The 15,817-nt window shown below is 33.9% G+C and carries 6 protein-coding genes; all 6 read left to right on the plus strand.

Annotated features, from left to right (window positions below):
- The first annotated feature begins 58 nt into the window (after nt 1-58).
- On the plus strand, nt 59-907 hold the full coding sequence (locus ACQKCJ_RS19885; RefSeq protein WP_271335977.1) for a DUF4861 family protein: 849 nt from the start codon (nt 59-61) through the stop codon (nt 905-907).
- Nucleotides 908-940: 33 nt separating this feature from the next.
- Nucleotides 941-2,770: a metallophosphoesterase family protein gene (locus ACQKCJ_RS19890; RefSeq protein WP_271335978.1), complete on the plus strand. Its 1,830-nt coding sequence runs from the start codon at nt 941-943 to the stop codon at nt 2,768-2,770.
- Nucleotides 2,771-2,823: 53 nt separating this feature from the next.
- Nucleotides 2,824-6,864, plus strand: a complete 4,041-nt coding sequence (locus ACQKCJ_RS19895; protein WP_427402767.1) for a hybrid sensor histidine kinase/response regulator transcription factor — start codon at nt 2,824-2,826, stop codon at nt 6,862-6,864.
- Nucleotides 6,865-7,271: 407 nt separating this feature from the next.
- Nucleotides 7,272-10,943, plus strand: a complete 3,672-nt coding sequence (locus ACQKCJ_RS19900) for a hypothetical protein (protein ID WP_427402768.1) — start codon at nt 7,272-7,274, stop codon at nt 10,941-10,943.
- Nucleotides 10,944-11,642: 699 nt separating this feature from the next.
- On the plus strand, nt 11,643-12,515 hold the full coding sequence (locus ACQKCJ_RS19905; protein ID WP_271335981.1) for an inositol oxygenase family protein: 873 nt from the start codon (nt 11,643-11,645) through the stop codon (nt 12,513-12,515).
- A 66-nt stretch (nt 12,516-12,581) separates the two neighbouring features.
- On the plus strand, nt 12,582-15,722 hold the full coding sequence (locus ACQKCJ_RS19910; protein ID WP_427402769.1) for a glycoside hydrolase family 2 TIM barrel-domain containing protein: 3,141 nt from the start codon (nt 12,582-12,584) through the stop codon (nt 15,720-15,722).
- Nucleotides 15,723-15,817: the final 95 nt, after the last annotated feature.

The following is a 15,817-nucleotide window of genomic DNA, read 5'->3' on the forward strand; positions in this document are numbered from 1 at the left end:
GGGTATTGTTGAAATCTTAGTTTAATTTCACAAAAATTAAATATATAAAATAAAAATCATGAAATTATCATTTATCACTGCTTTGTTGTTTGGCTCAATTTGCTTTGCACAAAATAATACAGACACCAGTTTGTATATGAAATCTGAAAAAATAACATACCTGACTGACATAGGTTCAGAATCGGGAGATTTATATAAAACAATTGGGCATCACGGGCCCGCAATTGAAAATGAGTGGATGGCATTGCGTATTTATTTTAGTGATAAAGTTGCCATAGACGTTTATTCTAAAGCAAAACCGGGTTTAGAATTAAAAAAAGCACAATGGTATCCAACTCCGGAACAGCAAAAAGAAGGATGGGGAGCTGATTATTACAAAGTAGCATCAACTGTAGGTTTAGGAGGTGTAAAACTTTGGGACGGCGAAAAACTAGTACCGTTGAATCCTGTTACGAATCGTTTGGCACGTGTAGGGAAAACAGATACAACTTCTTGGATGGAAATGATTTCAAGAGGAGTTCCTTACAAAGGAAAAAAAGTTGATATTTTAGTTCGTGTTACGGTTACTTCAGGAAAAAGAGATGCAAAAGTAGAAGCTGTTAGTTTGACCGGAGAAAAAGTACAATTTGCTACAGGAGTAAATTATTTCAAAGATTTTGAAACAAAAAGAGGAACTAATTACATCGCAGTCTGGGGAAAACATCCTGAAGATGTTGCTGCAGAAATTGTACCTATAGGTGCTGCTATAATATACAATCCTAAAGATTATGAAAAAAGTACAGATGATGGAACACAGTATTTATTAATCTCGAAACCAACCAAATCTTTAGAAACAAAAATTATATCGGCAAGTGCCAGAGAACAAGAAATCAATACTTTGGATAAATTAGAAGCTTATATAAAATAGGCTGATAGTTCCTGAGTTTTAAAATAATATCACATGTTAAGAGTATCGGGAATATTAATGCTATTACTTTCTTTATATGCCTGTAAATCAAAACAGGCAGAAAAAAAAGACATTGTACAAATAGCCTTTATTGCCGATGCTCATTTACAGGATATTTTTGCAAAATTTGAAGACAATGAGTATCAGGGAATCAAAAATCCTGTAACCGGGGAGTATGCCAATATAAGAACAATGAGTTCGCAATTGCATTCGACCCGAATTTTTAATGAAAATTACTTTGCTTTTTTAGAAGCATTAAATGACATCTCAAAAAGAGGCATTAAACTAGTTGTTCTTCCTGGTGATTTTAGCGATGACGGACAACCGGTTCATGTTCGCGGATTGAGAAAAATACTGGATCAATATTCACGAGAAAAAGGCATGTCTTTTTTTGTAACCACAGGAAATCATGATGCTGTAAAACCTTTTGCGCAAGAAGCCGTAAAAACCGATTTTCTGGGCAAAGACGGTCAGGAACAAATTATAAGCAGTTCTAAAACCAATTTCAAAAAACAAGACAATCAATTAGAACCCATTATCACCGCCGATATAAAAAACTGGGGATATAAAGAGACATTGAACGAAATGGCTTCTTTTGGATTTTTTCCACAAAAGAAAGATTTGTATTGGGAGACACCATTTTCAACCTATGCGTATGAAGGTTATAATTTTGATAAAGCTGCAGCAGAATCTGTTTTAGAAAAGAGAACATATACCATAAAAAACACCAATTTATCGCTTCCCGATGCCAGTTATTTGGTTGAACCCGTAAAAGGCGTCTGGCTTTTGGCGATAGATGCCAATGCCTATGTTCCCAATAAAAAATTATCAGGTTTAGCAGATAATCCCAATGATTTTTCCGGAGCCAGTATTGGTTATAATAATGTTCTTATTTATAAAAATCACTTAATCAATTGGGTAAGAGAGGTTTCGGCAGAAGCCAGACAAAGAGGTAAAATATTAATTGCTTTTAGTCATTATCCTATGGTTGATTTTAATAATGGTGCCTCGCCCGAATTAAAATTACTTTTTGGTGCTGACAAAATGCAGTTGTCAAGAGTTCCCAATCAAGAGGTAGCAGAACAATTTGCAGATGCAGGCATTCAGATTCATTTTGGCGGACACATGCACATCAACGATACAGGAGTACAAACAACAGCTAAAGGCAATACTTTATTTAATATTCAAACGCCATCTTTGGCCGCTTATATGCCGGCGTATAAAATACTGACCATTGATTCTCAGACCAATGTTGAGGTAGAAACGGTAGTGGTAGGTTCTGTTCCAAAATTCAATAGTTTATTCCCTTTCTATAAACAAGAATACGCCCATTTGCAAAATATAAAAAGCCCCGCAATTTGGAATAAAGAAGTTTTGAATGCCAAAGATTATAAAGATTTTACCCAATGGCATTTGAAAGAATTAGTACGTCTCAGGTTTTTGCCCGAAGATTTTCCGACTGCATTTTTAAAATCAATTCAGGATCTTTCCGGAAAAGAGTTACTGCTTTTCAATAAAAATAACACAGAAGTTGCTGCAACATTAAAATCGAATTCCTTAACCTTTCAAGATTTTGAATCTTGGAATGGTTTTGATATGATATTCGATTTCTACAGATTAAAAAATGCAGATGAACTCGCCCTTCGCGAGATAGGAACCAGCAGATTAAAACAATATGAAATGGTCTGCAAAGAGTTAGAAAAATCAAAAGATCAAAAGTGGGTTTTGTGGTCAGGAATATTTTTGAAAACAATGAAAGGCCAGCCTGCGGATCATTTTGAAATTAACTTAAAAACCAGTAAAATTTCGCGAATAACTCCTTAAAAATATAATAATAATTTAGCCTAAAAGAGTATATTGCAGTTATAATCCATTTCATGAAACCGAATCCTTATATCCTACTGTTTTGTCTGATTGCATTTTTTTATTCTAATTCGCAGAATATAAAATTCACGCATTATAATGACAACAATGGTTTATCTCATAATTCTGTGAGACATATTGTGCAGGATAAAAAAGGGTTTTTATGGTTTGGAACATTTTCAGGATTGAATCGTTTTGATGGTTATCAGTTCAAAAATTATATGAGTGCCGCATCAGGCACAAACAAATTAAACAACGACGATATTACGGCATTAGAACTCGATGAAGCATCGAATCATTTGTGGATAGGCACCAGAAAAGGACTCACCCTTTTTAAAATGGATACACAGGTTTTTGTAACTTTCTTAAAACAAAAAAATAATCCAAACAGTCTGCCCGAAGAAGAGATTCGTTCCGTTCATGTTGATAAATTTAAAAGAGTCTGGGTAGGAACCAAAACCAAAGGAGTTTATATGTTTTTCCTAAAAGAAAATAGATTCGAAAAAATTCCGATAAAAGGTTTTGACTACGTAAAAGAAATCTTTGAAGACAAAAAAGGCAATATCTGGATTGGAAGTTATGAGAAAGGATCAGTTGCAAAAATAACCTTAGACAGCAAAGGAGCAATTGTAAAAATAAATAATTATGCACTCTCAGTTCCTAATTCGAATGTCAAAAATCCGTATATCAATTTTATATACGAAGACGCCAAGTCCGATATCTTTATAGGAACTCGCGAAGGTTTGTATAAATTAGATAAAAAGAACGATCAGTTTATAAATTTATACATCGAAAACAAAGAAATCCGAGGCAGTTTAGGTCCGTACTTTTTGTCTGTTGCCCAGGCACCGGATGGTAAATATTGGGTAGGAACTTTAGGTGGATTATTAGTTTGTAAGCAGTTAGAAGATATTAAAACCGGTGATTATAAATGGTATTATTCCGTATTATCAGATGATACCTCGATAGTAGATAATTTAGTTTCGGCATTGTATTTTGATGCTTCGGGAGTATTATGGATTGGGACAGAAGACGGATTAGATAAATACGATCCATACGAAAATCAGTTTACACTCAACAAAGATATATCGCGTTTTATTGGCAATCAGGCACCTCGTATACGTGGTTTTTCTAAAACCTATGATGAGAAAGTAATTGTGGTAACAAGTCATAACGGACTCTTTATTTCGAGTGCCAAAGGGTTTGTACCGCTCCACAATAAAGCAAAAGATATTGCCAGTATTTACTCAGATGATGGCAGGATTTTTTATTGTGGTCTCTGGGATGGTAATGTGCTTGTTTATAATTATAGTACTAATTCATCAACAGAAATTAGCGTTGGCTTTGATACATCCCCCGTATTTGCATTCAACAAAATCAGTGAGCAGTCTCTTATGGTAGGGTCTTTTGGCGAAGGTGCGATTATATTAAATACTAAAACCTTAGAAGTTCTGGCAGACAAAGGAAAATTACTACCCGGTTTCCAGATTAATGCAATAGAAAAAGACAGCAAAAATAATGTCTGGTTCGCCACAGAAACAGGCGTTGTACGATACAATTACCCATCAGGTAAAATAGAAACGTATAAAACACTTTCTAAAAAAGAAAACGCTTTACCGCACGAAGACAATGTAAGCGATGTTATTATCGACAACAAAGGAAGAATTTGGGCTTCGACCCGTTTTGGATTATGTCTATATGATGCTAAAAAGAACAGTTTCGTAACAATTGCCAATTTTAAAGAGCTTTCAGGAAAGTGGATTACTGATATGGTTTCTGATGTAAACGGAAATTTATGGCTCAACATCAATAACAATAGCATTGCCTGGGTCAAGTCAGATCTGAAAGACATCAACATTTATCATGTCAATAGTGGTAATAGATTAGATGTTTTTAGCTCAGGTGGTTTTTTTAATTTCAATAATTCCACTATTTATTTAGGAGGCAAAAATGGTATTATTTCCTTTTCGCCCCATACAATGAAAAGAAATAAATGGTCGCCGGAACCGGTTATTACCGAATTTAAAATTCAGAATGAAGAAGTATTTCCCGACATGGAAATCAATGGACAGATTCCGCTTCTGAAAGATTTAAACTATGGTAAAGAAGTAGAACTGAACTACAAAAACCGAAATTTTTCACTTCAGTTTTCAACGCCTTCATTTGCAAATGAAAAGCTGAATAAGTTTCAGTATATGCTTGAAGGTTTTGATAAACATTGGGTTACAGCCAATAGTAACTCCAGAATTGTTCAATATACCAATCTTTATCCCGGCAAATACGTATTCAAAATAAAATCGAGTAATAGTGATGGGCACTGGAGCAAAGTGGTATCCTATCAAATAAAGATTTTACCGCCTTTTTGGTTAACGCCAACTTCTTTTGTACTCTTTATTTTGGCACTTTCCTGTATTTTTTATTTTATAAGAAGAGAGATCAAACACCGCATCCGGTTAAAACAAGAATTGCTGACTGAAAAAGTAAACAGAGAACACGATGTTAAGCTCAACAATGAAAAACTACGATTCTTTACCAACATTTCGCATGAGTTAAGAACTCCGCTAACGCTTATTTTAGGCCCTGCCAAACAATTATTGGATGAAAATAACAGTAATGCAACCGAATATGAAAAAAGCAGGTACAACCTGATTTATCAAAATGCCAGCAGACTTTTAAATCTCGTAAATCAGGTACTTGATTTTAGAAAAGCACAGTCAGGCGAATTAAAACTTAAAGTTTCGAAAACAGATATTCTGGCCTATTCAAAAAACATCTTTGATTCGTATAAAGAAATGGCCTACAACAAGAAAATTAAATTAAATTTTATTTCTGATCTTGAAAGTATCAACGGCTGGATCGATAACGATAAATACGATAAGATCCTTTATAATCTTTTATCTAATGCCTTAAAATTCACTAATAAATACGGAAATGTAGATTTGTGTCTAAGGTTAAAATCCGGCATTGAAAGCGTATTGATAATAGAAGTAAGCGATGATGGTATTGGAATTCCTCTAAAAAGTCAGGAAAAAATATTCAAAAGATTTTATCAGGCATCAAATAGTAAAGCCAATAATACAGGATCAGGAATTGGTTTATCGTTAGTAAAATCTTTAGTAGCACTTCACAAGGGGAGTATAGCTGTAGAAAGTACGCCGGGAAAGGGAAGTACTTTTAGAGTCGAGCTTCCAATAGATCGGGAATCTTACGACAGTAAAGAAGTATTTGAATATGCTTTGAAAAATGATAATCTCAGCATGCTTATTCCTGAAAAAGCAGCAAAAAAGATTATTCAGAACACAGAGCTAAAAGAAAAAATACTTGTTATAGAAGACAACATTGAACTTCGAAAGTATCTGGTCGATTATCTCTCTGATTATTATAAAGTTTATGATGCCGAAAACGGAGAAGAAGGACTGAAAATCTGCCGACAAATAAAACCTATTTTATGTGTTGCAGATGTCATGATGCCGGTTATGAGCGGATTAGAATTTTGTAAAGAACTAAAAAACGATGAATTTATCAGTCATATTCCTGTTGTTTTATTAACCGCATTGGCAGAAAATGTAGATAAAGTAAGAGGATATGATATGGGCGCTGATGGTTATCTGGTAAAACCTTTTGAACCTTTATTGCTAAAAACGGTCATTGAAAATATTATCAAATCAAGATTAGAACTCAAAGTAAAATTCTCCGGAGAAGTCGAAAGTAAAATAAGTTTATTGACGCATTCGCCAATTGATGAGGAATTTATGAGTAAAATCACAACGCTAATCAATGATAATTTGAGTGAAGTCGATCTGTCGACAGATTTTTTATGCGATAAATTAGGTGTAAGCTCTTCTAAATTATACCGGAAAATTAAGGAACTGACGGATTTGGCACCAAATGAATTTATCAGGACAATACGTTTGAAGAAAGCTGCAGAGCTTCTAAAAACCAAAAAATACAATGTTTCTGAAGTCACCAATTTAGTAGGATTTAATGATCCTTTGTATTTCAGCAGATGTTTCAAAAAACAGTTTGGTTTTCCGCCTAGTAAATTGATTAATTAATGGTCAATCTATGATTTTTTGCCATGAATCGCACGAATTAACACGAATTAACACAAATTAATTCGTGTAATTCGTGGCAGATTTAAAATTGAGTTCAATATATTTTGAGCACATTTTATACCGTAGAGGCGCACAGCAGTGCGTCTTATGCTAGCGGTTTTTTGCCACGAATTACACGAATTAACAGAAATCAAATTCGTGTAATTCATGGCGAACCTAAATACATTATTTGCAATAATCAAATTCGTGATAATTCGTTCGATTCTTGGTAAACTATTATGGTGTTCAATACATTATATCCGAATTTTAACAGTAAACGCAAAAAATTGAGCATAAAATGAGAAACTTATTTTTTAAAATTGATTTAAAAGTATAATTCTTACATTAGCCGATTCTAAATTTAAACTATGGAGAATTTTATTCTTTTGGCATTAATTGCCTGTATTGCGATCTTATTTAATAATTTTTCCAATCTAAAAAAGGAAAACGAATACTTAGATTCTCTCTGTAGAAAAAATAAAGATGATTTCAACTCTTTGAAAAAAGAGATGGAAGAAATCAAAAAACAAATAACACAACCTGATTTTGTTGCCGAAAGTATAGCATCAAAAATCGAGGAAATTGGAAAAATTCCTGAACAAATACAGGAAGTTCTTCCTCCGATCATTCCTGATAATTTCAATATTGTTGAGGATTCTGTTCAAAATGAGAGAAATGCAGGCAATGAAGAAGCTCTCGAAAAACTGGCGTTGAGCTTCGAGAATCCAACCATTTATATCAATGATAATAAAGAAAGTATAGCGGAAATAAAAACACCGGAATCAGTAGAAAATATTGAAATACAAGAAACTCGTCCTCAGCAATTATATGAGATCGAAGAACAGCCGGAACCTCAGAAATACGAGGAAGAAGTTTATGTAGAAAGCGCTTTCTCTATTTTAATCAAGAAACTGGAGCAGCAATTTGCCGAAAACTGGACCGGAATTTTAGGAACAGCCATTATGGTTTTAGGGATTGGCTACCTGAGTATTTATACTGCCATGAAAGTCTCGCCAATGTTCAGGATTTTGATTCTGTGGCTTTATGCCGGAATTTTAGCGGGGTCGTATTATTTCCTGCAGAAAAAAGAAAAATGGTTTAAGACAGGACTTTGGCTTCGCAGTGCCGGAGCAAGTTTGTTTTTGTTTGGTTGTTTTGGTGCCTCACAAATTCCGGCGCTTGCTTTTATAGATAATATTCCGCTCGCATATTCGCTTATCGGGATTGGAATTGGGATCAATTTATATATTGGTTACATCATAAAACAGCAAACTTTTTTATCCCTTCACGTGATACTGAGTTTTCTGATTTTATGTGTAATTCCTGAAAAATTATTAATTACATTTTTATTGGCTTCATTAACGGCAACAGCAGGAATAATTTTATCTTATAAAGAAAAATGGGAATATCATTTATTGATTGTTATTTCTGCCTTTATAATATTTGACATTTGGTTTACACAAGGAACCAGTGTTTTAAGTTCGTCTGAAAACATCTTTGCCATACTTGGTATTGTTTTGGTTTCAGTAAGTTGTATGTACATGCAATACCGCAGTATTTATGCTAATACTCGTTTTGACCGAATCGCTTTTATAACGCACCTTGTTAACTGGGTTTTATTTGCTTTAGGTTTGATATTGCATTCTACCGGAAGCAAAATCAAAATTTTCGTTCTATTTACAGCCGCGGTTCTTTGTCTTTGTGCAACCCTTTTTGCCAGAAAGAAAAAGATTATCTGGTTGTATCATTTAGACGGAATGGTTTCGTTTATACTCTTTGCTTTAAGCATCATAATGCTGAACGATTGGATGGTAGGCTATGATATTATCGTTTGCGGATTGTACCTTTTGGTGATCGCTTGTTTGTTTGTTGTTTATAAAAGCAAAGAAATTTTATTGCATAAAATATTTTTAGCGATCAATCATGTTTTCTGTTTGGTGGCCTTAGTTTTTTTCCTTTTGTACATTAATCCGTCTTTTGAGCAAATCCATATTACGAACTCTTTTGCAGCGGTCATTTTTATGACATTTGCAACATTACTGGTTCCTGTTTTTTGTGCTGTAAAAAAAGAATATCTTGAAATTGATGTTTTCTTCTTCAAGAAAGATTTGAGTTTAAACGGGGTTTTCTCCGTATTTTTCTCCATATTGCTTTTTATAAGCTGGTACCATACCATCGAAATTTCGTTTTATTACCCGCTTTTATTTATTGCTTTATTGTGGTGTCTTTTACGATTCAGATTCAAGACAAACACATTCGATTTTGGACGATTTACTTTTTTAGTCATCACCATTGGCACAGGATTAATGTTAACGCTCACAGAGCCAAAATCTAATTTGGATATTGTCTTTGCTTTAGGGATTGTAACTATAGTAACGTTAAACTGGTTTGTAAAATTATTGTATAATGATGATTCGATTGTCAAAACTATCGGAATCATTGGTATCAATCTATTATTAATTTCGCTTTCATATAAATATTTAGCGCCTTATACTATTATCCAGATTTTTGGATGGTTTGCTATCGCTTTACTCAATCATGAGTTTTTATGTATTCAGTTCAAACGTAAAACACTTACGACGGACAACCAGATCTTGCTGTACGGTTTTTGTCTTGCTTTCTCGGTATTTGGAAGCGCGTTATTTGCCTATAATACCCGATTTTTGAGCAATACTGAAATTGGATTCATTGCCATTGGACTATCAATAATTGAAATATATATATTATTTGCAGATAAAATCAGGAACAAATCGAATGCTGTTGTTTCCGGCTGGGGAAATTTCAATGTCATCAATTCTGAATTCATTCTTTTTAACGCCCTGGTTTTTGGATTTGCCTGTATTTCGCTCGATTATATTCCTGTTTATTTAGGAGGTCTGGCATTAGTTACTTTTTGGATTTTTCAAAAAATTTACAGATTTAAACGTTATAATATTTATTCTTTTGTGCTTTTAATTGGAGGGATATTTCTAAGCCTTTATTTAGCTGCTTTCGAAGCAAATACGGTGAGCAAAAATATTTTATATGCGATACAGGCAATTACTGTTTTATTATCTGTGGGCTATAGTTACCTGCAAATAAAAAGCCAAAAAGAAGATGGTAAAATGTTTATTGCATTTTTACCTATTATTCAAAACCTTTGGGTAATCGCTTTATTATTTATTCAGGTAGAAGTAGTTTATTTAGCGCCACTATTTATGCTTTTAGCCATCCTGAATTTTGGTCTTATATTATATGAAAAAATAGAATTAGTCCCGGAATCGGTCATACTTATTGGGCTTTTGTCTATTATGACATCTGTTTTTTACAGCATCAAAGAACTAAATGATTTTACGTGGTTAGCTTGGGTTTTACAACTTTCCAGTATTGTTTTATTGGTTGTTTTAGTACTGCTGATGAACAAAAAAGAGTTTATAAAATCATTAAAAATAGATTATCAAATTGTCATAAATATTTGGCTTTCGATCATTATGTTCTCACAGTTAGAACACAAGTGGCTTCCTGTATTTTGGGCGACAACCGCTATAATAAACCTGGGGCTTTATTATAAAAAAATTGGAGATAAAAAAGAAATCAGTATCGTGTATTATTTACTGGCAAATTTCCATTTGGCTTTTATTAGTTTCACGTATTACGAATCTAAATTTGAATTTGTTTATCTGATCATATTTGCCCTTTTGGCATTATACGTTTTTATCATCTATAAGTATATTGAAGATTTTCAGTTCAGAAACAGTATTATAATTTATCCTGCTACATTTAGCATTGGTTTATTTTTATATCTCTCATTCGACAAAGGAATCTTGACATTCTTCTGGATTTTAGAATCTTTAGGATTACTGATACTCGGAATTATCCTTAAAGAGAAATACTTCCGTTACGTGTCACTTTCTTTAGTAGGTGTTTGCGTAATCCGACTTATGTTTTTCGATTTATCAAATGCAGATTTCCTAATCAGAGCCTTGGTTTTATTAGGAGTTGGAGTTGTGCTTCTGGTAATGAATACTTTATTCAAAAAATACAAAGAGCGATTTGATTAGGAAAAAGAATGTTTCAATTATTTTTTTGCCACGAATTGGATGAATTTAATTGAAGTAAATTTTGAAATTTTTATACCGTAGAGGCGCACAGCAGTGCGTCTTGGTTATGTGTTTTTTTTAGCCACGAATTTCACGAATCTTCGCGAATTTTAATTGTTATGTATTTTTATGATTTGTTGCGAGATATTCACATTTTTGATCGTAGAGGCGCACAGCAGTGCGTCTTGGTTAGGTGTTTTTAGCCACGAATTTCACGAATTTTCGCGAATTGTAATTATTCTGAATTTTACCATTATGACAAATTTAATTCGTGAAAATTCGTGAAATTCGTGTCAAAATCGATCCATTTTATTTTGATAATTGATAATTCTCTTTGAATTGCCTCCTGCTTTAGCTGGAGGTAAATTAGTATGAAAGATAAATTGGCTTTAGCCAAAAAACAACAGCTTTGTTGTCCCAATATTCAGGTTTTATTTAAATTATATTTCTCAGCTGAGATAGATGGCAATTATTTATTTGATAATTAGCCCTAAATCAACAGGAGATCTTTATGTGTTTGAAAAAGAATTGGTTACTTAATGTTTTGTTATTAAAAAAATCACATAAATTTAAAATCTATCCATGTTTTTGATGTATTAGTCCATTTTGTTCTCTAATGATAAGGCTATTTTTGTCAGGTAACATTTAATTTTAGATCTTATGAAAAAGCCACTAGACAGTAATAATCCGTTGCATAATCTGGATGAATGGGAAGACGATTTGTTAGTACGATATCCGGATCCTTCTGAACCCGTAAAAGAAAAAGACGAGTTTAGAAATTATGTCGATTCAGAGAGAGTAGAAACCGTTAAGGAATTTTACAGAATAAATCATACCTATCAGACTTACGATTTTGTATGCAGTAAAGAAGCTGAATTTTTACAGTTTAATAAAAAAGAAATGTCGATTTGGGAAGCCGTTGATTTTCTAAATACACTTGTAGACGACAGTGATCCTGATATTGATTTAGACCAGACGCAACACCTTTTACAAACTTCTGAAGCTATCAGGGCAGATGGTCATCCGGATTGGTTTGTACTGACCGGTTTTATACATGATTTAGGAAAGATTTTATGTTTGTTTGGCGAACCTCAATGGGCAGTTGTTGGCGATACATTTCCGGTAGGTTGTTCTTACTCGGATAAAATTGTATACCCTGAATTTTTTTCAGAAAATCCAGATTTTACAGATGAAAGATTTAATACTAAATTTGGTGTTTATGCTGAAAATTGCGGACTTGATAAAGTAAAAATGAGCTGGGGACACGATGAATATCTGTATCAGATTATGAAAGATTATCTGCCGGATCCTGCCTTATATATGATTCGTTATCACTCGTTTTATTCACAGCACAAAGAAAATGCCTATGCCCATTTGATGAATGAGAAAGATGTAGAAATGTTTGACTGGGTACGCAAATTCAATCCTTACGATTTATATACAAAGGCACCCGTAAAACCAGATGTAAAAGCATTATTGCCGTATTATAAAGAATTAGTCGCTAAATATTTGCCGGAGAAAATGAAGTTTTAAACCAAGATTGCTTATTTTTTGAATTTTATAAATCTTTCAATCTAAAGATACCTAAACCAGTAATAAATGCAGAAAATCAAAACCACAATACTTTTATTAAGCCTGTTTGTAATTTACGGAACGACAGTTTTTGGGCAGGATAAAAAAGAGAGAAACGATTGGGAAAACCCGGAAGTATTTCAAATCAACAGAGAACCGGCACGAGCGGCATTTCTTCCTTATGCAGATGAAAAGTCTGCAATAATGGATCAGTACAGTAATTCGCCGTGGTATTTTTCATTGAATGGAAAATGGAAATTCTCCTGGTCGCCAACACCCGATCAGCGTCCAAAAGATTTTTATAAGCAAGATTACAGTACTTTACACTGGAAAGAATTGCAAGTGCCTTCAAACTGGGAATTAAACGGTTATGGAGTGCCCATTTACACCAATATTACGTATCCTTTTGAGAGGAACCCGCCATTTATAAATCATTCAGATAATCCGGTTGGTTCTTATAAAAAAGATTTTGTAGTACCGGAAAACTGGAAAAATCGCCATGTTTATCTTCATTTTGAAGCAGGAACATCAGCAATGTACATTTGGGTAAACGGAGAAAAAGTAGGGTATACGGAAAACACAAAAAGTCCGGCAGAATTTGATATTACGAAATACCTAAAAACCGGAAATAATAGCCTGGCTGTTGAAGTGTACAGATGGAGCGATGGATCTTATCTCGAGGATCAGGATTTCTGGAGACTTTCCGGCATAGACAGAGATGTTTATTTATATAGTACAAATGATACCAGAATTGCTGATTTTTTTGCGAAACCTGATTTAGATGCTAAGTATAAAAACGGAAGCTTAAATGTAGAAGTTACTCTAAAAAATCTGACGTCAAAAGCCGTAAACAATCAACAATTAGAAGCAAAACTGGTAGATGCTTCCGGTAAAAATATATTTGTTAAAGATGTAAAAGTAAATTTTGAAGGCAATACAATTCAAACAGTCAATTTTGGGCAAAAGGTATCAAACCCCAAATTATGGAGCAGTGAAACGCCTAATTTATACACATTACTGTTAACCTTAAAAGATGAAAAAGGAGATATAATCGAAACAGTAGCTACTCAAATAGGTTTTAGAAAAGTAGAACTAAAAGGAGGGCAATTACTGGTAAACGGTGTAAGATTGATGGTGCACGGCGTGAATATTCATGAGCATAATCCTGTAACAGGACATTATCAGGATGAAGCCACGATGATGAAAGATATTAAGCTGATGAAACAGTTGAATATCAATTCAGTACGCTGTAGTCATTATCCAAACAATATCCTTTGGGTAAAATTGTGTAATAAATACGGTTTGTTTTTAGTAGACGAAGCCAATATTGAAAGTCATGGAATGGGAGTAGAGGGACAAAGTTTTATGAATCCCAAAACACATCCTGCTTATCTTCCGGAATGGCGAGAAGCACATTTAGACCGAATTTACAGTCTGGTAGAAAGAGACAAAAATGCACCATCGGTAATACTTTGGTCTTTAGGAAACGAATGTGCCAACGGACCCGTTTTTCATGAAGCTTATAAATGGATCAAAAAGAGAGATAACACCCGTTTGGTACAGTTCGAGCAGGCAAGAGAAAATGAAAACACAGATATTGTGTGTCCCATGTACCCAACAATTGCCTACATGAAAGAATATGCGGCACGCAAAGAAGTTACCCGTCCGTTTATTATGTGCGAGTACTCGCATGCCATGGGAAACAGCAACGGTAATTTTCAGGAATACTGGGATATTATTCGAAGCAGTAAAAACATGCAGGGCGGATTTATTTGGGATTGGGTAGATCAGGGATTTCTGGTAAAAGATGAAGCGGGACGTAATTACTGGTCTTATGGAGGAGATATGGGAAGTCAGAATTACACCAACGACGAGAATTTTTGCCATAACGGATTAGTCTGGCCGGATCGAACACCGCATCCCGGAGCATTTGAAGTAAAAAAAGTATATCAGGATATTTTGTTTGAAGCCGTTGATATCAAGAATGGAGTAATCGATATCATAAACGATTTTGGATTTACGAATCTGAATCAGTACAATTTTAAATATCAGGTTTTAGAAAACGGAAACGTTATAAAAGAGGGCACAATTGATGTCGCTTTAGATCCGAAATCAAAAAAACAATTTAAACTTAATTTACCAAAATTGCAGTCAAAACAAGGAGTAGAATATTTACTTAATGTTTTTGCTTATACTAAAATTGGTTCAGAAGTTTTGCCTCAAAATTTTGCAATTGCTAAAGAACAATTTGTTTTGGATGGGGATAATTATTTTGAAAAAACAACCGCTTCTTCATCAAAAGTTCAGGAGGAGAAAAATGAATTTATCTTGAGTACAACCAATGTTATCGTGAAGATCAGCAAGGCGACAGGTTTGATTTCGTATTATAGTTTCAATGGAGAGGAATATTTTAAACAATATCCGGAACCTAATTTCTGGAGAGCTCCAACAGATAATGATTACGGAAATAAGATGAATGTAAAAGCGAATGTGTGGCGAACAGGCGGAAAAAACAGCAGTTTAGAAAATATTCAGATGATTGAAGAAAACGGAAAAAAATATGTTAGTGCAAAAATGAAGCTTAACGATATTGCTTCTGATTATACGATCAAATATTCTTTGGGTAGTGACGGCGCTTTAGAAATAGTTCCTTCTTATAAAAAAGGAATTAATCCGGTGCCGGATATGCCACGTTTCGGGATGATTTTCGTTCTTAAAAATACGCTCGAAAATCTGGATTATTACGGAAGAGGACCTTGGGAAAATTATTCAGATAGAAATGATTCGTCACTGAAAGGAATTTATACAAGTAAAGTGGCCGATCAATATGTTCCTTATACTCGTCCTCAGGAAAACGGATATAAAACAGATATCCGTTGGTTCAAACTTTCAAATCAAAACGGAAAAGGTTTAGAAATAAAAGGATTACAGCCTTTAGGAATGAGTACTTTGAATAATTATCCAAGTGATTTTGATGCGGGACTAACAAAAAAGAACATGCATTCAAGTGATATTACACCAAGAAATGAAGTTGTTGTTTGTGTTGATCTGGCACAACGGGGTTTAGGTGGAGACAACAGTTGGGGCGAATATCCACACGAACAGTATTTACTAAAACAAAATGAATACAGTTACGGCTTTGTCATAAAGCCAATAGAACCAAAGTAATAAAGGACAATTAAAAGCAGTAAAGTACCTGTTGCTGCTTTTAATTTTCAAATTTCTGTAGTCATACAATTGCTTTTTTAGCGAATTGTATTGAT

It is taken from the genome of Flavobacterium sp. NPDC079362, from assembly GCF_050267765.1.
Taxonomy (GTDB): domain Bacteria; phylum Bacteroidota; class Bacteroidia; order Flavobacteriales; family Flavobacteriaceae; genus Flavobacterium; species Flavobacterium azizsancarii.